17 protein-coding genes are annotated in these 19,228 nt (G+C 59.5%); 7 read left to right on the top strand and 10 right to left on the bottom strand.

Going from position 1 to position 19,228, the window contains the following annotated elements; translation table 11 throughout:
• Positions 1–102 precede the first annotated feature (102 nt).
• Both PUT78_RS12275 and PUT78_RS12270 read right to left on the bottom strand, forming a co-directional pair.
• Positions 103–1,137, bottom strand: coding sequence for a hypothetical protein (locus tag PUT78_RS12275; RefSeq protein ID WP_274352558.1), 1,035 nt, complete (start codon positions 1,135–1,137; stop codon positions 103–105).
• Complete coding sequence (locus PUT78_RS12270) at positions 1,130–2,467, bottom strand: amidase (protein ID WP_274352557.1); 1,338 nt, start codon at positions 2,465–2,467, stop codon at positions 1,130–1,132. Before PUT78_RS12270 ends, PUT78_RS12275 begins: the two co-directional genes overlap by 8 nt.
• Before the next feature lie 146 nt (positions 2,468–2,613).
• On the opposite strand from PUT78_RS12270, the gene PUT78_RS12265 reads away from it, so the two are divergent.
• A complete protein-coding gene (locus PUT78_RS12265) occupies positions 2,614–3,840 on the top strand; it encodes an FAD-dependent monooxygenase (RefSeq protein WP_274352556.1) in 1,227 nt (408 codons plus the stop codon).
• A gap of 5 nt (positions 3,841–3,845) precedes the next feature.
• Here PUT78_RS12265 and PUT78_RS12260 read toward each other — a convergent pair whose 3' ends face one another.
• On the bottom strand, positions 3,846–4,340 hold the full coding sequence (locus tag PUT78_RS12260) for a VOC family protein (RefSeq protein ID WP_274352555.1): 495 nt from the start codon (positions 4,338–4,340) through the stop codon (positions 3,846–3,848).
• 168 nt (positions 4,341–4,508) lie between these two features.
• On the opposite strand from PUT78_RS12260, the gene msrA reads away from it, so the two are divergent.
• On the top strand, positions 4,509–5,144 hold the full coding sequence (gene msrA, locus PUT78_RS12255; protein WP_274352554.1) for a peptide-methionine (S)-S-oxide reductase MsrA: 636 nt from the start codon (positions 4,509–4,511) through the stop codon (positions 5,142–5,144).
• Between the two features lie 82 nt (positions 5,145–5,226).
• Here msrA and PUT78_RS12250 read toward each other — a convergent pair whose 3' ends face one another.
• Positions 5,227–7,485, bottom strand: a complete 2,259-nt coding sequence (locus PUT78_RS12250; protein ID WP_274352553.1) for an NADP-dependent malic enzyme — start codon at positions 7,483–7,485, stop codon at positions 5,227–5,229.
• A gap of 248 nt (positions 7,486–7,733) precedes the next feature.
• Here PUT78_RS12250 and mutS point away from each other — a divergent pair, with 248 nt between their 5' ends.
• On the top strand, positions 7,734–10,343 hold the full coding sequence (gene mutS, locus PUT78_RS12245) for a DNA mismatch repair protein MutS (protein ID WP_274352603.1): 2,610 nt from the start codon (positions 7,734–7,736) through the stop codon (positions 10,341–10,343).
• A gap of 46 nt (positions 10,344–10,389) precedes the next feature.
• On the opposite strand, the gene PUT78_RS12240 is transcribed toward mutS, so the two are convergent.
• On the bottom strand, positions 10,390–10,974 hold the full coding sequence (locus tag PUT78_RS12240; RefSeq protein ID WP_274352552.1) for a nucleotide exchange factor GrpE: 585 nt from the start codon (positions 10,972–10,974) through the stop codon (positions 10,390–10,392).
• 14 nt (positions 10,975–10,988) lie between these two features.
• Positions 10,989–12,068, bottom strand: coding sequence for a heat-inducible transcriptional repressor HrcA (hrcA, locus tag PUT78_RS12235; RefSeq protein ID WP_274352551.1), 1,080 nt, complete (start codon positions 12,066–12,068; stop codon positions 10,989–10,991).
• A 137-nt stretch (positions 12,069–12,205) separates the two neighbouring features.
• Between hrcA and rph the strand changes: the two genes are divergently transcribed.
• From rph to hemW, 4 genes are read left to right on the top strand one after another with little or no spacing between them, the layout of a single operon-like run.
• The gene (gene rph, locus PUT78_RS12230) at positions 12,206–12,919 is read left to right on the top strand and encodes a ribonuclease PH (protein WP_274352550.1); all 714 of its coding nucleotides are present in this window, start codon (positions 12,206–12,208) and stop codon (positions 12,917–12,919) included.
• Complete coding sequence (gene rdgB, locus PUT78_RS12225; RefSeq protein ID WP_274352549.1) at positions 12,916–13,524, top strand: RdgB/HAM1 family non-canonical purine NTP pyrophosphatase; 609 nt, start codon at positions 12,916–12,918, stop codon at positions 13,522–13,524. The genes rph and rdgB overlap by 4 nt, the downstream gene beginning before the upstream one ends.
• Positions 13,521–13,895: a RidA family protein gene (locus PUT78_RS12220; RefSeq protein ID WP_274352548.1), complete on the top strand. Its 375-nt coding sequence runs from the start codon at positions 13,521–13,523 to the stop codon at positions 13,893–13,895. Before rdgB ends, PUT78_RS12220 begins: the two co-directional genes overlap by 4 nt.
• A gap of 3 nt (positions 13,896–13,898) precedes the next feature.
• On the top strand, positions 13,899–15,056 hold the full coding sequence (hemW, locus tag PUT78_RS12215) for a radical SAM family heme chaperone HemW (protein WP_274352547.1): 1,158 nt from the start codon (positions 13,899–13,901) through the stop codon (positions 15,054–15,056).
• Here hemW and PUT78_RS12210 read toward each other — a convergent pair.
• The 4 genes from PUT78_RS12210 to mnmG are packed head-to-tail and all read right to left on the bottom strand — an operon-like array spanning position 15,046 to position 19,226.
• Positions 15,046–15,936 carry a ParB/RepB/Spo0J family partition protein gene (locus PUT78_RS12210; protein ID WP_274352546.1) on the bottom strand — a complete coding sequence of 297 codons (891 nt, stop codon included), beginning with the start codon at positions 15,934–15,936 and terminating at the stop codon, positions 15,046–15,048. The two genes, hemW and PUT78_RS12210, sit on opposite strands and share 11 nt — an antisense overlap.
• Positions 15,933–16,748, bottom strand: a complete 816-nt coding sequence (locus PUT78_RS12205) for a ParA family protein (protein WP_274352545.1) — start codon at positions 16,746–16,748, stop codon at positions 15,933–15,935. Before PUT78_RS12205 ends, PUT78_RS12210 begins: the two co-directional genes overlap by 4 nt.
• Positions 16,741–17,358: a 16S rRNA (guanine(527)-N(7))-methyltransferase RsmG gene (gene rsmG, locus PUT78_RS12200; RefSeq protein ID WP_274352544.1), complete on the bottom strand. Its 618-nt coding sequence runs from the start codon at positions 17,356–17,358 to the stop codon at positions 16,741–16,743. The genes PUT78_RS12205 and rsmG overlap by 8 nt, the downstream gene beginning before the upstream one ends.
• The gene (gene mnmG, locus PUT78_RS12195) at positions 17,355–19,226 is read right to left on the bottom strand and encodes a tRNA uridine-5-carboxymethylaminomethyl(34) synthesis enzyme MnmG (protein WP_274352543.1); all 1,872 of its coding nucleotides are present in this window, start codon (positions 19,224–19,226) and stop codon (positions 17,355–17,357) included. The genes rsmG and mnmG overlap by 4 nt, the downstream gene beginning before the upstream one ends.
• Positions 19,227–19,228: the final 2 nt, after the last annotated feature.

Raw genomic sequence — 19,228 nt, 5'->3', positions numbered from 1 at the left:
TTTTTCCAATAACCCCGCGAAATTGTGGCATTTTCATAGAAGCTTTCGCCCGAATACTACATATCGATATCTAGTCGCAGACAACTACTACAGATAGCCGGATCACCCCCGCCAAACTCTGCTGGGTCGCAACCAATGCAGCAAGATCGCGACGATCAGGGCAAAAAACTGAACAGCGGCCCCCAGATTAATCAACATCCAAATCGCAAAATAAGGATCCATATACAGACGAAGCCGCATCTCTGTCGCGATCACGATCAACTCGCTTCCTATGGCCAGCGTAGCAAAAACCAGCAATATCCGTCGCATTGGCAAGCCCGCGTTCAAACTCAGCAAAGCAGCCACCACCAACGCTTTCGCGCTCGACATTTCATAGCTGAAATAGGGCAATTGAAGCGCCTTCACTATGCTTTCCATCCGCACGGAAAAGCTGCTTTGGCCCAGCGCAATAACAACATCTGGCACGACATATATAAGGAATGACAAGGCAAAACTGGCCGCTGATGCCAGCATCCACGGTCGGGCCGCTTGAGGAACATCGCCGCGCCGGGATGGGCGCAATGCGAACACGATGACAAACGCGATCAGCAAACCCCAATAGACCAGCAAAACCTCTTTGCCCAGCAAGGGCATGCCCAACGACAACATCAGAAGCGCCACAAACAGACTGCGCGTAAGGTCTCGCGGATAAAACCTCAGACAGGCCAGAGCGAGCGCAAATCCCATCGTCGATGGAACAATCCAGAACAGCCGTTCTGCAAAAGTAAGTGCCGCCGTGTGAGTGGGGCCGTCTATGCCGCCATACACAATGCCGAAGACCATCAAATGCGGCACAAAAACGACCGAAACTGCGCACACCATCCCGACCCGGAACGCGACGCGCCCATAGGCAAAGGCCGCAAACCCCACCGCCAGTACCGCCAGACCAAGCCCTGCGGCTTGCTGCAGCGCCGTGCTAAAAATCATTATCCTCGCAACCGGCCCTTCAAAACCAACGCGGTCCAATTCTTCTATGTATGGGCCGTTTAGCGTGTATTGAAACACCGGAACTGCGTAATAAACGATCAGAATTGCCGTCATGAATGACCACAGAGGGTAATGCCTTGTCGCTATGCTGCTGAGGGTCTTGTCATGCACCGCCCATCACCGCCTCCGCCGCGGCCCCCAAACGCAGAAGCCTGTCTTCACTCATCGGCGGGCACATCAGGCTGATGCCGGTCGATGCCACGCCCGTCGGCAAGGTCAACGCGCATAACCCCAGCATGTTGCCGATCCGCGTGTTGCGCAGGGTCAACAGGTTCTCTGCAGTGAAATAGGCGTGATCCTGCATCAGGCGCTGTGCATTCGGCGGCATATTAGGGGCAGTTGGCAACAACACGGCGTCATAGCCTGCCGTTTCATCCAGATAGGTGGCGCGATGGCGCATCAGCGCATCCCATGCGGCAATATAGTCACTGGCCAGATGGTCCCGCCCGGACCGGAAACGTTCCAGAACCGGCGGGAACATGACATCGGGCGCGGCTTCGATCCGGTCGCGCCAGACGGCATAACATTCAGGCGTGTAAATAACCGCCGACAAGGCCAATGCGTCAGAAACACATGCCAGCGATCTGCGTGTAATCTGCGCACCCGCCCCGGCCAGCCTGTCAACCGCGCCTTCAAATGCGCGCGCAGGCAGATCGCGGATACCGTCGAAAGGCGCACCATCCAGCACCAGAAACCGCCGCCCCGACAGGCTGGCCCCGCGCAGATCGGGCGCGGGCCGGTTTTCCAGCGCCGACAGCAGCAGCGCGCAATCCTCGACACTGCGGGCCAGTGGGCCAGCGGTGTCGAATTTCGGGGCAAGGGGCACCACACCTTGCAGGGACAGCCGTCCATGCGTGGTTTTCAGACCGACCAGATCATTCCACGCTGCGGGAATCCGCACCGACCCGCCAGTGTCCGACCCCATCGCCGCCGCTGCCAGCCCGAACGCAACCGACGCGGCCGCCCCGGAAGAACTGCCCCCCGGCACGGCGTCAGGGTCATTCACACAGGGCGGCGTGGCCGTCACCGGATTAAGCCCCAGACCGGAATAGGCAAATTCCGTCTGATGTGTTTTGCCCAGACAGATTGTCCCGGCGCGTGTCATGGTCTGCAACAGGTCGGCATCATGACCGGGCACGCGGCCTTTCAGCACGGCAGATCCGCTTTCGGTGGCAACCCCTGCCGTGTCGAACAGATCTTTCCATGACAGCGGCACCCCGTCCAGCGCATGACGGCGCAACCCCGCGCGGGCGCGGTCACGCGCGGCGATAGCTTCATCCAGCGCGCGGCTTTCGGTCAGGCGCGCATAAATGCGTGGCCCGGCGTCATGGCCATTGATGGCCGCCAGATAGGCTTCGGTCAGGGCAAGCGGGCACAGGTCGCCCGCATCGATGGCGCGCCCCTGATCTGCGGCAGGTCTGGTCAGCCAAGCATCGGTCATATTGCGGAATCCCTGAATTTTGCACCCGACAGGGGCCTGTCTGCCCCCGCACCCCCAGAGAGTATTTTGCACAAGATGAAATGGGAACAGCAAATTTGACCGCTTTGCCGCATGGACAAGCGCCGGTCGCATGCCATATCTGGAGCATGACATATGATGCAGATATCCTGATTGTGGGCGGCGGGCTGAATGGTCCATCGCTGGCGCTGGCGCTGGCACAGGGCGGATTGCGCGTAACTGTGGTGGACGCCCTGCCCCGCGACACGCGCGAAGGGGCGGAATTTGACGGGCGGGCCTATGCGCTGGCGCTGGCATCTACCCGCGTTCTGGACGGGATCGGTATATGGGCAAACGTTGTGCAGGACGCGCAGCCCATCCTGCAAATCAAGGCCAGCGACGGGCGCGCGGGCGAAGGGGCTGCGCCTTTTTTCCTGCATTTCGACCATGCCGAGATTGAAGAAGGCCCGATGGGCCATATGCTGGAAGACCGGTATCTGCGCCGCGCGCTGCTGGAAGCGATGGACACGGATCCGAACATCACCCAGATAGAGGGGCGCCGCGTGGTGGCGCAGAACATTGGCGCCAATGGTATAACCGCGACCACCGATGACGGGCAGGTCTTGCGCGCACGGATTCTGGTCGGTTGTGACGGGCGCGACAGTGCTGTGGCGCAGCGCGCGGGCATCAAGCGCACCGGCTGGGATTACGGCCAGACCGCGCTGGTTTGCGCCATTGCGCATGACGATCCACATCAGGGCTGCGCACATCAGTTCTTCATGCCCGCAGGCCCGCTTGCCATTCTGCCGCTGCCGGGGAACCGGTCATCGATTGTCTGGAGTGAGAGCAGCGCCACTGCCGCAGACATTCACGCCATGGATGATGCGCATTATCTGGATGCGCTGCGCCCGCGTTTCGGGGATTTTCTGGGCGCGATCGCGCTGGAGGGTAAGCGCTTTGCCTATCCATTGCGGCTGACCCTTGCCAACAGTTTCATCGGCCCGCGCCTGGCGCTGGTGGGCGATGCAGCGCATGGCATGCACCCGATCGCGGGTCAGGGGTTCAATTTCGGGCTGCGCGATATTGCCGCGCTGGCCGAGGTGTTGATTCTGGCCGCCCGCCGTGGTGAAGATATTTCAAGCCCCATCGTGCTGGAGCGCTACCAGCAATGGCGGCGCTTCGACACCATGATGATGGCGCTTGGCACTGACAGCGTGAACCGCCTGTTTTCCAACGATTCAGCGCTGTTGCGGGGCGTGCGGGGCCTTGGCATGGGGGTTGTTCAGTCCCTGCCCGGCCTGCGCCGCCGGTTCATCCGCGAAGCTGCGGGGCTTTCGGGTGATCTGCCGCGCCTGATGCGGGGCCTGCCGATCTGATCGCGTCAGTCAGACTGCGCCAGATCCAGCAGCGCCGCCACATCCAGCCGTGCATTGTGCATACTCAACTGCCCATCCGCATCGCGGGGCCACTCATCGGGGTGACGGTCGCGGTATATTTCCACGCCATTGCCGTCCGGGTCGCGGAAATACAGCGCTTCTGACACGCCATGATCAGCAGCGCCGTCAAGCTGCACACCTGCCTGAACCACCCGATTCAAGGCCTGCGCCAGCGCAACCCTGTCCGGATAAAGCACCGCCAGATGATAAAGGCCCGTATGCCCGGAGGGCGCCGGGCCGGCACCGGCGCTTTCCCATGTGTTCAGCCCGATATGGTGGTGATAGCCATCCGCGCCCATGAAAGCGGCCTGCGCGCCGTGGCGCTGGGTCACCTCAAACCCAAGCAAACGGTAGAATGCGATCGCACGATCCAGATCCGCGATTTTTAGATGAACATGGCCGATAACGGGGCCGCTACGTGGTTCTGATTTTCCGCTCATGATATACCCTTTCTGTCTCGCCAACACATAAGTTGCGCGCACCACAGCGGGAACTGGCGATTTTCACGCAGACAATGTGCGGTTTTCACCCCCTTGTGATACCAATACCCGAAATTTCCACGGCTTTGTAACGTAATGTTCATGAACCCATATCAAAGGATACCGGACATGAGGCTGCACGCATTCGCTTTCTGGCTGATCGCCATGCTTTCCCCTACCCTGCCTGCCACCGCGCAACAGGTTCAGACCGCCATTGTCGCAGGTGGTTGTTTCTGGTGTGTGGAATCCGATTTCCGGCGCGTGAACGGCGTTGTTGACGTGCGTGTCGGCTTCACCGGGGGCACCACGCCAAATCCCGTTTATGACGATGTTGCGCGCGGGCGCACCGACCATCTGGAGGCAGCCATCATCAGTTTTGACCCTGGCCGCGTCAGCTATGACCAGATTTTGCACATGTTCCTGCGCTCCATTGATCCGCTGGATGCGGGCGGACAGTTCTGCGACCGTGGCGCGCATTATACCACCGCCATTTTTGCAACCCCCGCCCAGACCGCGCAGGCAAAAGCCGCCATCACTGCTGCCGAAGCGGAACTTGGCAGAAGCATCGTCACCCCGGTCCGCGATGCCGCGACATTCTATGATGCGGATGATTTTCACCAGAATTACGCCAATTCAGCCGAACGCACATTGACGCGCTTTGGCTGGGTGGAACGGCGCGTAGCCTATAAGGGCTATCGTCAGGCCTGCGGGCGCGACCAGCGCGTGCGCGAGGTCTGGGGCAGTTCAGCGCCCTTCGCAGGCTAGGACGCGCCGCCCAGACATACGGCCCGCCGCGCCACTATGGGCCAAAGCCCACCAATGGCGCGGCGGCGCAAATGCGCCGTTTTCAGACAATCTCGCAACTGGCCATGACGGCCATGTTCAGGATGTCGCTGACTGTTGATCCGGTTGAACAAATCTGGATGGGCTTTGGCGCACCCGCCAGAATGGGGCCGATCACAGTTGCGCCTGCCATTTCCTGCATCAGCTTGACGCTGATCGATGCGGAATGCCGTGCGGGCACGACCAGAATATTCGCAGGCCCTGTCAGGCGTGAAAACGGGTAATGCGCGGCGGCCTTCGGGTTCAGCGCAACATCAACGGTCATTTCCCCTTCATATTCGAAATCCACCCCGCGCTCGTCCAGAATGCGCGGCGCAAGCTGCATCTTCTCGGCGCGCTCAGATACCGGGTAACCGAATGTCGAAAAACTGACAAAGGCCACGCGCGGCTCCAACCCCAGATGCCGCGCCACCGATACCGCGCGCGTGGCAATATCGGCAAGGTCGGTTTCCGACGGCCATTCATGCACCAGCGTGTCGGCAATCAGCACAATCCGGCCCTTGTGCAACACCGCTGTCACACCCACTGCGCCATCCTGCGCACGCGCGTCAAAAACATGGTTAATCAGCCCCAGCACATGCGCGGATTTGCGCGTCGCACCTGTCACCAACGCATCCCCGTGGCCATGCGCCAGCATCAGCGCCGCAAAGACATGGCGGTTGCGCGCGGCCAGACGGTGAACATCCTTCTGGTCATGCCCATGGCGTTGCAGGCGCGCATAAAGATAGTCCTTATAGGTGCCCAGATGCCGGGTATTTCCGGCATTCACGACCGTCAGTTCACGCACCGCATCGCCCAGGCCCTCTGCCTCCAGCTTGGCCCTGACATCATCGTCACGGCCCACAATCAGCGCCTGCCCATACCCCCCGCGCTGATAGGCCACAGCGGCACGCAGAACACGTTCGTCATCGCCTTCGGCAAAAATCATGCGTGATTGCGCCTGCTTTGCCCGCGCATGAATGGACTGCAGGATGCTGGCGGTCGGATCCATCCGCGCCTTCAGCGACTGGACATAGCCGTCCATATCCACAATCGGGCGCCGCGCCACACCGGTTTTCATGCCCGCCTTCGCAACAGCAGGCGGAATTGTGTAAATCAACCGCGGGTCAAACGGCGTGGGAATAATATAATCCCGCCCGAAACTCAGCTTGCGCCCATAGGCCATGGCCACTTCATCAGGCACATCCTCGCGCGCCAGTCCGGCAAGCGCACGCGCGCAGGCGATCTTCATCTCGTCATTGATGGCGCGCGCATTGATATCCAGCGCACCCCGGAACAGATAGGGAAAGCCCAGAACATTGTTCACCTGATTGGGGTAGTCGCTGCGCCCCGTGGCCACAATCGCATCCGCGCGCACGGCCTGCGCTTCTTCTGGCGTAATCTCGGGATCGGGATTGGCCATGGCAAAAATCACCGGGTTATCGGCCATGCTCGCCACCATCTCGGGGGTTACGGCCCCCTTGGCCGACACGCCCAGAAACACATCCGCGCCCACCATCGCCTCTTCCAGCGTGCGGGCGTCTGTGCGCGCGGCATGCGCGGATTTCCACTGGTTCATCCCCTCGGTCCGGCCCTGCCAGATCACCCCCTTGGTGTCACACATGATGCAATTGTCATGCAGCGCGCCCATCGACTTGATCAGCTCCAGACAGGCAATCCCCGCAGCACCGGCCCCGTTCAGGACAATCCGGCAATCTTCGATCTTCTTGCCCGACAATTCCAGCGCATTGATCAGCCCCGCAGCACAGATCACCGCCGTGCCATGCTGGTCATCATGGAATACCGGAATATCCATGATCTCCTTCAGCCGGGTTTCAATAATAAAACATTCCGGTGCCTTGATATCTTCCAGATTTACCCCGCCAAAGGTCGGTCCCATCAGCTTCACGGCATTGATGATCTCTTCGGGATCTTCAGTGTCCAGCAGGATATCTATCGCGTTCACATCCGCAAACCGCTTGAACAGCACCGCCTTGCCTTCCATCACCGGCTTGGATGCCAGCGCACCAAGGTTCCCCATCCCCAGAATGGCCGTCCCGTTCGATATGACAGCCACCATATTGCCCTTGGTGGTGTAATCATAGGCCGCCTGCGGGTCGTCCGCGATGGCCTGAACGGGAATGGCCACACCCGGGCTATAGGCCAGCGACAGATCCGCCTGCGTCGCCATCGGTTTTGACGCGACAATCTCATATTTGCCGGGTGCGGGCGCATGATGATAGGCCAATGCCTCTTCTGCGGTGAATTTCGACTTGCGGGACATGGGCACTGCTCCTCCTGATTATGTCTGTCATAACCAGTTGAACGGTTGCGGTAAATAAAGGGAATCCTGTTGTTAGCGCTGCCAATGCCCTGTTTCAGTCTGGTTCAAATATCCTCAGGGGGTGAATTGTGCGCAAGCGCGCACAAGAGGGGGCGCGAGCGCCCCCTTTCCCCCGCCCGCGCCTTTCGCTACCTTCGCGCAAATTGCACGACAAGGAACAGCGCCCCGTGAACGACACCGTCACCCCGATGATGGCCCAATATCTTCAGATCAAGGAACAGCATCCCGATGCGCTCTTGTTCTACCGCATGGGCGATTTCTATGAACTGTTCTTTGACGATGCAGTGGCCGCCGCCGCCGCCCTTGATATTGCCCTGACCAAACGCGGCAAGCATCTGGGCCGCGACATCGCCATGTGCGGCGTGCCCCATCACGCCTCTGAGGGGTATCTGCTGACCCTTATCCGCAAGGGGTTTCGCGTGGCCATCGCCGAACAGATGGAAACCCCCGAACAGGCAAAAAAACGCGGCTATAAATCCGTGGTGGCGCGTGATGTCGTGCGCCTTGTCACCCCCGGCACCCTGACTGAAGATTCGCTTCTGGATGCCCGCCGCCACAACTTCCTTGCCGCCTATGCGGAACTGCGCGACGATGGCGCGCTGGCCTGGGCCGACATCTCAACGGGCGAGTTGCGTGTCATGCCCTGCACGCGCCTGCGCCTTGGCCCTGAACTCGCGCGGCTTGCCCCGCGCGAAATGCTGGTCAGCGACACCCATGCCGAAAGCCTGCGCCCGGTTGCCGATGATATGGGCGCGGCCCTGACGCCTCTGGCGCCCGCCAGTTTCGACAGCCAGTCCGCCGAGAAACGCCTGTGCACCCTTTACAAGGTGCAGACCCTTGACGGGTTCGGCCAGTTCAGCCGCGCGGAACACGCGGCCCTTGGTGCATTGGTCGATTATCTGGACATGACCCAACGCGGCAAGCTGCCGCTTCTGCACCCGCCCTTCCGCGATTCAGCCAATGATCTTGTCCAGATCGACGCTGCCACCCGCCGCAATCTGGAACTGACACAATCGCTGGCGGGCGGGCGCGATGGTGCCTTGTTGCAGGTTATCGACCGCACCGTGACGGCGGCAGGGGCACGGCTGCTGGAACGCCGCCTGTCCTCGCCCTCATCCCGGCTGGACACGATCCTTGCGCGCCAGACCGCTGTCAGTTTCATGCACGGGCAGAACCGCCTGCGCGAAGATCTGCGCGATTCCCTGAAGGAAGTGCCCGATATCGACCGCGCCTTGTCGCGCATTGCGCTGGACCGCGCCGGTCCGCGCGATCTGGCCGCCATCCGCAACGGGCTGACACAGGCCGCCCGGATTGCACAGGTTCTGGCCAATGCTGAATGCCCGCCCCTGATTGAACAGGCGCAACAGGCATTGACCGGCCATGATCAGGTTCTGGATCTGCTGGATGCCGCACTTGTGGCCGAACCCCCGCTTCTGGCGCGTGATGGCGGCTTCATCGCCCCCGGCCATGACCCGGACCTGGACGACGCGCGCACGCTGCGCGACGAAGGCCGCAGTGTGATCGCCACAATGCAGGCCGATTACGCGCAGGACACCGGCATCCAGTCGCTGAAAATAAAGCATAACAACGTGTTGGGTTACTTTATCGAAGTGACCAGCACCCATGCCGACCGCATGCTGTCCGAACCCCTGTCAGCACGCTACATTCACCGCCAGACAACAGCCAATCAGGTGCGGTTCACCACCGTCGAGCTGTCAGAAATGGAAACCCGCATCCTGAATGCAGGCGCCCGCGCACTGGAAATCGAAAAACGCCTGTTTGCGCAATTGCGTGCTGCGGTTCTGGCCTGCGCTGATCATCTGGCACTTGCTGCGCGTGCATTGGCTGAAATCGACCTTGCCTGCGCGCTGGCCGATCTGGCACTGGCGCGCAACTGGTGCGCGCCGCGTCTGGACAATTCGCGCGCCTTTGCTGTTACCGCCGGGCGTCATCCGGTGGTCGAATCCGCCCTCACGCGCGCCGGTGATACCTTCATCGCCAATGATTGCGACCTGAGCGCTGCGGATGGTGCCGCAATCTGGCTGCTGACCGGTCCCAACATGGCCGGTAAATCAACCTTCCTGCGCCAGAACGCGCTGATTGCGATTCTGGCGCAGATGGGCGCATGGGTGCCTGCAGCAGATGCACATATCGGCCTTGTCAGCCAGGTATTCAGCCGCGTGGGGGCCAGTGACGACCTGGCGCGCGGGCGGTCAACCTTCATGGTTGAAATGGTCGAAACTGCTGCGATCCTTAATCAGGCCGATGACCGCGCGCTGGTCATCCTGGACGAAATCGGGCGCGGCACGGCCACATATGACGGGCTGTCCATTGCCTGGGCCACATTGGAACACTTGCATGATGTAAACCGCACCCGCGCCCTGTTTGCCACGCATTACCACGAAATGACTGCGCTTGCGGGCCGCCTGACAGGGGTTGAAAACGCCACGGTCACGGTCAAGGAATGGGAAGGCGAGGTGATCTTCCTGCATGAAGTCAAACGTGGCGCGGCCGATCGCAGCTATGGGGTGCAGGTGGCGCGGCTGGCTGGGTTGCCCGACAGCGTGATCACCCGCGCCCGCGAAGTACTTGCAGCCCTGGAACAAGGCGAAAGCGGCAAGAACCCCAAGGCCGTGATCGATGACCTGCCGCTGTTTTCCGCCGCGCGCACGCCCGCACCGCAAGCGCCACAATCCAGCCCCGCAACAGAAAAACTCGCCCGGATAAACCCGGACGAGCTGTCACCCAAAGAGGCGCTGGACCTGCTGTATGAACTGAAATCCCTTAGCCGGTCCTGAACTTCATCTGACTGGAAACACTCAATAAAAGGGGCGGAATACCCCTTTACCCTGCTGGCGTGGACGAAACCCCCACATGCGCGGGGCGCAGCAGTTGTTCATACAGTTTGAACCCGTCCGCCATGACCTGAATGATCTGGCCTGCCTTGAAATCCGGCACTGGCGCTTCAAACATGGCCTGATGCGCATGGGGATCGAACATGTCCCCCACTTCAGGGCTGATACGTTCGACACCATGTTTCTGCATCACATTCGTCAATTCGCGCAGCGTCAGTTCCACACCTTCAACCAGACCACCGGCAGCGCTGCGGGTATCTTCGTTCACGGCATTCAGCGCGCGGGCCAGATTGTCATAGACCGGCAGAATATCACGCGCGATCTTGGACCCGCCATACAGCTGCGCATCGCGACGGTCCTTTTCGGCGCGTTTGCGGCTGTTTTCCGCATCGGCCAGTGCGCGCATCATGCGGTCACGCATTTCATCGCGTTCCTTGCGCAGCGCTTCCAGTTCCGCCTCCAGCGCCAGATAGGGGTCGGCGTAATCAGATGCGTCCGCATCCTGCTGCGCTGTCTGGTCCTGCGATACATCCGCTTCGGTTTCCGGATGCAGTTTTGGTTTCGGCTCGGCCATCGTTTTTCTTTCCTTCACTCTGCCTGGCGGTCGGACAATATCCGCCCGACAAGCTGCGCCGTGTAATCCACAATCGGCACGATCCGCCCGTAATTCAGCCGCGTTGGACCAATCACGCCGACCGCACCAATAATCTTGCGTTCTGCGTTCATATAAGGGGAAACCACCAGACTTGAACCCGTCAGCGAAAAAAGTCGGTTCTCCGCCCCGATAAAAATGCGCACGCCCTCGCCCTGTTCGGTCAGTTCCAGAAACTCAGCAATATCGCGCTTGCGTTCCAGATCATCGAACAGGGTCCGGATGCGGTCGATATCTTCAGTGCCGGCCCCTTCGTCAAGCAGATTCGCGCGCCCGCGCACAATCAGGCGTTCCTGTGGTTCGCCCTCATTTTCCCAGACCGCAAGCCCCTGTTCCACAAGGCTTGCTGCCAGCACGTCAATCTCGCGCCGGTTGCGGCTGATTTCACGGCGGAACCGCGCCAGAAGTTCGGTAACACTTGCCCCTTCCACCATGGAATTCAGGTAATTCGCGGCCTCGCGCAAGGCCGAAGGGGTCAGCCCGCGTGGTGGGGTAAACACGCGGTTTTCAACATGCCCGTCCACGAAAACCAGCACAACCAGCGCCCGTTCCGGGGCAAGACTGACAAATTCGATATGGCGTAGCGCCGCTTCATGTTTGGGCGACAACACCAGCGACGCGCCATGCGTCACGCCGCTCAACGCGCCACCCACCGCATCCAGCAAACTGGAAACATCGCGCTCATTGCTGCCCAGGGTGCTGTCCAGCTTCGCGCGGTCGGCATTATCCAGCGGCGCCACTTCCAGCAATGAATCCACAAACAGGCGCAGGCCCAGATTGGTGGGCACGCGCCCCGCCGACACATGCGGGCTGTCCAGCAGACCCAGATATTCCAGATCCTGCATAACATTGCGCACCGTTGCGGCGGATACTTTCTCGCTCATGTCGCGTGTCAGGTTACGCGACCCGACAGGCACCCCTGATCCAAGATAGGATTCCACCACCCTGCGAAACACCTCGCGGGAGCGGTCGTTCATTTCAGACAGAAGATCAGCGGAGGTTCGGGTTTCAGGCATGGGCAACCTTATGGCGGATGCGGGTTCAGAACATCATAAATCGACTTGAAAACAGCACATAATTCAAGGGGTATCAGGCTTGCGCACCGCCTATGCGTCCCTGTATGCGGAACCCAAAGGATGAAAGGATATCTGCCATGCGCCCCTCTGGACGTGACTTAGACAGTTTACGCAACATTTCAATCGAACCCAATGTCACCAAACACGCCGAAGGGTCATGCCTGATCACCATCGGCGACACCCGGGTCATCTGCACTGCATCCCTGGAAGACCGCACACCGCCCTTCCTGCGCAATACCGGCCTTGGCTGGGTCACGGCGGAATATGGCATGCTGCCACGGTCCACCAATACCCGCATGCGCCGCGAATCCGCATCCGGCAAGCAGCAAGGAAGAACCATTGAAATTCAACGCCTTATCGGGCGTTCCTTGCGCGCCTGTGTGGACCGTTCCGCGCTTGGTGAACGCCAGATCACCATTGATTGCGATGTCATTCAGGCCGATGGCGGCACCCGTTGCGCGGCCATTACCGGCGGCTGGGTTGCATTGCGGCTGGCGGTGAACAAACTGCTGAAAGCAGGCGATATTGTATCAGACCCGGTAACCGACTATCTGGCGGCGGTAAGCTGTGGAATTTATGCAGGTCAGCCCGTGCTGGATCTGGATTATGCCGAAGACAGCAGCGCAGGTGTTGACGGAAACTTTATCCTGCTTGGTTCCGGCCGGTTGGTAGAAGTGCAGATGAGCGCCGAAGGCGCGACATTTTCCCGCACTGAGATGGACAAGCTGATGGATCTTGCTGAAAAAGGCGTCAGCGAACTGGTTGCCGCCCAGAAAGCCGCCATCATATGAGAACGTTTTCCGAAAACACCCTGCTGCTTGCCACCCATAATGCTGGCAAACTGGAAGAATTCCGCCAGATCATGGGACCGTTGGGTATTTCGGTCACGTCAGCTGCGGAATATGCCCTGCCCGAACCCGCAGAAACCGAAACCAGTTTCATCGGCAATGCGCGGATCAAGGCGCATGCCGCAGCGCATGCCACCGGCCTGCCCGCGCTGGCCGATGATTCCGGGCTGGAGGTCATGGCCCTCGACAATGCCCCCGGTGTGTATACCGCCGATTGGGCCGAAACCCCGAATGGCCGTGATTTCACCATGGCCATGGAAAAAACCCATGCGAAACTGCTGGAACGCAACGCGCCCCAGCCCTGGCACGCACGGTTTTGCTGCACGTTGGTGCTGGCCTGGCCCGATGGCCATGAAGAAGTGTTCGAAGGTTTTGTTCATGGTCAGCTTGTCTGGCCCTGTCGTGGCCAGACCGGCCACGGATACGACCCCATGTTCCAGCCCGAAGGCAGTCAACGCACATTTGCGGAAATGACGCCGGATGAAAAGAACGCGCTTTCCCATCGCGGCGCAGCCATCGCCGCCCTACTGAAAGGATGTTTCACGTGAAACGCATCTCAACCGGTTCCCCGTTCGAAAAAACCATGGGTTACAGCCGCGCTGTGGTCAAAGGGGATTGGTGCTTTGTGTCCGGTGTCACCGGCTATGACTATGCCACAATGACCATGCCCGCAGGCGTGGCCGATCAGGCGCGCAACTGTTTTGCCACCATCGCCAAGGCCCTTGCCGATGGCGGTTTTGCCATGGACGACATTGTGCGTGTGCAATACACCCTGACCGATGCCGCCCTGCTGGATGACCTGCTGCCCGCATTGGGCGAGGCAATGGGCGAAATCCGCCCCGCCGCCACGATGGTCATCGCCGGTCTGATCAAGCCGGAAATGCTGATCGAGATCGAAGTGACCGCGCTGAAAGGCTGAACCATGCAAGACTGGCAGAATGGCGGCTTCGGCCTGTATATTCATTGGCCGTTCTGCCAGTCGAAATGCCCCTATTGCGATTTTAACAGCCATGTCGCGGCCCATATCGATCAACGCGCATGGGCTGCCGCCTATCTGTCGGAAATTGATCGCATCGCACTTGATACCGGCGACCGGTTGCTGAACACCGTTTTCTTCGGCGGCGGCACCCCCAGCCTGATGGACCCCGAAACCGTTGCCGCCCTGCTGGACCGCATTCGCGCCCGCTGGACCACCGCCAATGATTTCGAGGTGACGCTGGAAGCAAACCCCTCATCCGTCGAAGCGGGGCGCTTTCGCGCCTATGCCGATGCGGGCGTCAATCGCGTGTCCATGGGCATTCAGGCCCTGAATGACACTGATCTGCGTCGCCTTGGCCGCCTGCATTCCGTGGCCGAAGGGCGCGCGGCGTTTGATATTGCCCGTGCAGCGTTTGATCGTGTCAGCTTTGACCTGATCTATGCGCGGCAATTCCAGACATTGCCACAATGGCAGGCCGAATTGCAGGAAGCGCTGTCTATGGCCGTTGACCACTTATCGCTATATCAACTGACCATCGAATCCGGCACTGCATTCGGGGCGCGGCATGCAAAAGGCGGGCTGCAAGGGCTGCCAGATGACGATATTTCCGCTGATATGTATATGATAACACAGGAAATTTGTGATGCACATGACATGCCCGCCTATGAAATATCCAACCATGCCCGCGACGGCGCGCAATCGCGCCATAACCTGATTTACTGGCGCTATGGCGATTATGCAGGCATTGGCCCCGGCGCACATGGGCGGCTGACCACTGGCAACGCCCGTATCGCCACGCAAACACCCCTGCACCCCCAGACATGGCTGGATCAGGTTACAACCAAAGGCCATGGCGAAAGCCCGCGCCGGACCATTCCCCGGGATGAACAGGCGCTGGAATATCTGATGATGTCGTTGCGCCTGTCGGAAGGGGCAGATATTCAACGTTATCAAACACTTGCTGGGCATTCCCTGCCTGCTGAGCGTATCGATTCACTGGTGTCAGACGGGTTCATGACCAGAAACGCCGACCGCATCGCCGCAACCGCAACAGGACGCCCTATTCTGAACGCCCTGCTGCGGGAACTGCTTATACAATAGGGTTGCCCAACACCTTGCACAGACGGTCCATTTCTTCCATCGACCGGTATTTGATGACCACCTGCCCCTTGCCGCCGCCGTCATAGGTAATATCGACAGGCAGTTTCAGCGCCGCTGACAGGTCATTTTGCAGGGCAATCAGATCCGCATCTTTCTGGTTGCTACGGCTTGCGGTTTTCTTGCGCGATTCCACATCTGGCTTTTTCACCAGCGCCTCTGTCTGACGCACGCTCAGCCCTTCGGCCACAACCTTGCGGGCCAATGTCGATGGCAGATCAGCGGTAATCAACGCCCGCGCATGACCGGCACTTAACCGCCCTTCGCGCAACATGGCCAGCACATCTTCAGGCAAGGTCAGCAAGCGCATCAGGTTGGCGATATGCGATCTGCTTTTGCCCATCGCCTCTGCCAGTTTTTCCTGCGTATGGCCAAACCGCTCGATCAACTGGCGGTAGCCCATCGCCTCTTCCACGGGGTTCAGGTCGGCGCGCTGGATATTCTCGATAATCGCGATTTCCAGCACTTCAGTATCGGTAAAATCCCGAATGATTACAGGGACTTCATGAACCTGCGCACGCTGCGCGGCACGCCAGCGCCGCTCGCCCGCGATGATTTCATACATATCGCCCTTCATCCGGACGATCAGCGGCTGGATAACGCCCTTTTCCTTGATCGAAGCCGCAAGTTCAGCAAGCGAGGTGTCATCAAAATGCCGCCGTGGCTGATCAGGGTTCGGCACCAGTTTTTCAACCGGCAAGCGCTGTTCACGACCCTGGTGTTCGCCCACTGCGCTATCGGTCTGCGTCGTTGCCGTGACATCCGCCATCAACGCGGATAGACCCCGGCCCAGCCCACGGCGTTCCAGCTTGCGTTCGGTCATGATACTGCCCTTTCCCTTAGGGATTTATTATGTTTTGTCAGCAATTCTACAGCAAGCTGCCGATAGGCCACCGCCCCTTTTGACTGCGTGTCATAGCGCAAGACCGGCACCGCATAGGATGGCGCTTCGCTGATACGTACATTGCGCGGAATAATGGTTTCAAAGACCAGATCACCCAGATTCCCGCGTGCGTCTTCTTCGACCTGTTGGGCCAGATTGTTGCGCTTGTCATACATCGTCAGCAAAATACCTTCGATGCGCAGCTGCGGATTCGCCGTGTCACGCAATTCGCGTACAGTCAGCATAAGTTGCGACAATCCTTCCAGCGCAAAAAATTCCGCCTGTAGCGGCACCAGAACCGAATGCGACGCCACCATCGCATTGACCGTCAGCAAACTCAGCGATGGCGGGCAATCAATCAGGATATAGTCAAACCCCTCGTGGAATATATCCGGCTGGCGCAGCGCATCATGCAGCAGATGCGACCGTCTGGCCCGCGACATCAGTTCAATATCCGCCGACGAAAGATCAGTCGTTGCAGGGACAAGATATAGACCGTCCTGTTCCGTCTGGACGATGATTTTTCCTGCCGGAACCTCTGCAAAAATCAGGTCATATGTGGTGTATTTTCGCGCCCCCGGTTCCACCCCCAGCCCGGTCGAGGCATTTCCTTGCGGGTCCAGATCAATCAGCAATGTCCGCATGCCCTGCTCCGCCAATGCGGAAGCCAGGTTGATGGCCGTTGTCGTCTTGCCTACGCCACCCTTCTGATTGGCAACCGCAATGATTCGGGTGGTTCCTGGATTAGACACGCGAAAGATCCTTTATTTCCAGCAAACGCGCCGCCGGGTCGGTCTGGCTGATATGCGGAGTAACAGCAAATTGCCATTCAGAACGGGCGGCTTCAAGTTCTTCCTGCCATGTTTTTCCCTTCGGCAAAAGCGCTATTCCCCCCTGTGCAAGATGCGGGCTGATCCATGCCAATAGTTGCGGGAGCGGCGCCAGCGCGCGCGCAGAAACCGCCCCCGCATTCAACGGATCTACTGCCTCAACCCGTTGGGCCAGCACACGCACCGGCAGGCCCAGTTCACGCGCAACTGTCATCAGGAACGCGGCCTTGCGTTTATCGCTTTCAACAAGGGTAAAATGACACTCCGGCATATGCTCCGCCGCCAGAATCGCACACACCGCACCGGGCAGGCCGCCCCCGGATCCGAAATCCGCCCAAACCCCTACATCGCGGGGTGTCAGGGCAAATACCTGCGCGGAATCAACGATATGCCGCTGCCACAGGGTCGGTATCGTGGCGGGCGCAACCAGATTTATCTTGCGATTCCACTTCTCCAGCAGCGCGGAATATGCATTCAGCCGGTCCATTGTTTCACGTGAAACATTGATGCCGGCAATCGTGGTTTCTGTCATGCCGACGCACGCCTTTCGCGTTGCTGCAAACGAGACAGCAGCAGCACCAGCGCGGCCGGGGTCATGCCGTCAATTCTGGCGGCCTGCGCCATCGTTTCGGGCTGCGCCGTCATCAGTTTGCCAATCAACTCATGCGATAACCCGCTGACGGACGCAAAATCGAACCCATCCGGAAAGCGACGATTCTCATCAGCCTTCAGCGCCCTGATCTGTGCATTCTGCCGTTCCAGATAGGCGTGATACACCATCTCTTTCTCCAGCTGCGCCTTGGTTTGCGCATCGATCTGCGCCAGATCTGGCGCGAGCAATTCCAGTGTCGCGAAATCAAACCCCTGCAACCCGAGCAAAGTCAGCGCGTCGCGGCGGACCCCGTCTTCACTGACCTTATGGCCATTCGCGTTCAACTGCCGCGATGTGAACGTGACGGCGCGCATCTGGTTGCGGGCGCGGTCCAACCGGTCGGTCTTGGTCAGAAACGCGGCCGTGCGTTCATCAGAAATGCAGCCCAGATCAAGCCCCAGCGGGGTCAACCGCTGATCTGCATTATCGGCGCGCAGGGACAGGCGGTATTCTGCGCGCGATGTAAACATGCGGTAGGGTTCGGCCACGCCGCGGGAAATCAGGTCATCAATCATGACACCGATATAGCTGTCGGCCCGGCTGAAACTTGCGGGCGGGCGCCCCAATGCACCAAGCGCGGCATTCAGCCCCGCGACCAAGCCTTGTGCGCCCGCTTCCTCATACCCGGTTGTGCCGTTGATCTGCCCCGCCAGGTAAAACCCGTTCAGCGCCTTCAATTGCAAGGTGGATTTCAGCGCGCGGGGGTCCAGATAATCATATTCAATGGCGTAACCCGGCTGCAGGATGCGAACATCCTCCAACCCGGAAATTGTCCGGACATAGGCTTCTTGCACATTTTCCGGCAAAGATGTGGAGATGCCGTTGGGATATACCGTGTCATCATCCAGCCCTTCGGGTTCCAGAAAGACCTGATGCGATGATTTATCAGCGAAGCGGGTGATCTTGTCTTCGATCGACGGGCAGTAGCGCGGCCCCACCCCTTCGATATGGCCACCATACATGGCTGACAGCGCCAGGTTTTCACGAATAATATCATGGGTTTGCGGGTTGGTATGCGTGATTGCGCAAGCCACCTGATTTGCGATGACATGGTCGGTCCGGAAGGACAGGAATTCGGGGTCTTCATCACCCGGTTGCTTCTCCAGTATGTCCCAGTTGATGGTTTTTCCGTCCAACCGTGGCGGCGTTCCGGTTTTCAACCGCCCCATCGGCAGGCCAAGCCCGCGCAATTGCTGGGCAAGTATGCTGGATGCAGCATTTCCCATGCGCCCCGCCGCAAAGCTCACATCGCCGATGAACACCTTGCCACCAAGGAATGTGCCGGTGGTCAGAACAACGGATTGCGCGCGTATATCTGTGTCGGAGTTCAGCGTTATGCCGACAACAGAGTCCCCTTCTATCAACAATGCGGTCACTTCACCGGCTATCACATCCAGCCCGTCAGCGGCCAGAACGGTGCGCCCGACAAATTCAGCGTAGCGTTTGCGGTCTGCCTGAACCCGTGGCCCCTGCACCGCTGGCCCCTTGGACCGGTTCAACAGCCGATACTGAATTGCAGCATAGTCCCCGGCGCGACCCATCAGCCCATCAAGGGCGTCAATTTCACGCACCAGATGGCCCTTGCCCAGACCGCCAATCGCGGGGTTGCAGGACATGACGCCCAGATCCTGCTTGCGGAAGGTGACAAGCGCCGTCTGCGCCCCCATGCGCGCGGCCGCAAGCGCGGCTTCTGTTCCGGCATGGCCACCACCAATCACAATGACGTCGTAATGTTTCACGTGAAACACTC

This window comes from Roseinatronobacter alkalisoli (genome assembly GCF_028745735.1).
In the GTDB taxonomy this organism is placed as follows: Bacteria; Pseudomonadota; Alphaproteobacteria; order Rhodobacterales; family Rhodobacteraceae; genus Roseinatronobacter; species Roseinatronobacter alkalisoli.
This window is presented reverse-complemented; position numbering and strand designations above follow the sequence as displayed.

Excerpts from the sequence above, each read along its gene's own strand:
- PUT78_RS12265 (WP_274352556.1), top strand. The coding sequence starts at position 2,614 with ATGACATATGATGCAGATATCCTGATTGTGGGCGGCGGGCTGAATGGT.
- PUT78_RS12260 (WP_274352555.1), bottom strand. The coding sequence starts at position 4,340 with ATGAGCGGAAAATCAGAACCACGTAGCGGCCCCGTTATCGGCCATGTT.
- msrA (WP_274352554.1), top strand. The coding sequence starts at position 4,509 with ATGAGGCTGCACGCATTCGCTTTCTGGCTGATCGCCATGCTTTCCCCT.
- rph (WP_274352550.1), top strand. The coding sequence starts at position 12,206 with ATGCGCCCCTCTGGACGTGACTTAGACAGTTTACGCAACATTTCAATC.
- rsmG (WP_274352544.1), bottom strand. The coding sequence starts at position 17,358 with ATGACAGAAACCACGATTGCCGGCATCAATGTTTCACGTGAAACAATG.
- PUT78_RS12270 (WP_274352557.1), bottom strand. The coding sequence starts at position 2,467 with ATGACCGATGCTTGGCTGACCAGACCTGCCGCAGATCAGGGGCGCGCC.
- PUT78_RS12240 (WP_274352552.1), bottom strand. The coding sequence starts at position 10,974 with ATGGCCGAGCCGAAACCAAAACTGCATCCGGAAACCGAAGCGGATGTA.
- hrcA (WP_274352551.1), bottom strand. The coding sequence starts at position 12,068 with ATGCCTGAAACCCGAACCTCCGCTGATCTTCTGTCTGAAATGAACGAC.
- PUT78_RS12250 (WP_274352553.1), bottom strand. The coding sequence starts at position 7,485 with ATGTCCCGCAAGTCGAAATTCACCGCAGAAGAGGCATTGGCCTATCAT.
- rdgB (WP_274352549.1), top strand. The coding sequence starts at position 12,916 with ATGAGAACGTTTTCCGAAAACACCCTGCTGCTTGCCACCCATAATGCT.
- PUT78_RS12210 (WP_274352546.1), bottom strand. The coding sequence starts at position 15,936 with ATGACCGAACGCAAGCTGGAACGCCGTGGGCTGGGCCGGGGTCTATCC.
- hemW (WP_274352547.1), top strand. The coding sequence starts at position 13,899 with ATGCAAGACTGGCAGAATGGCGGCTTCGGCCTGTATATTCATTGGCCG.
- mutS (WP_274352603.1), top strand. The coding sequence starts at position 7,734 with ATGATGGCCCAATATCTTCAGATCAAGGAACAGCATCCCGATGCGCTC.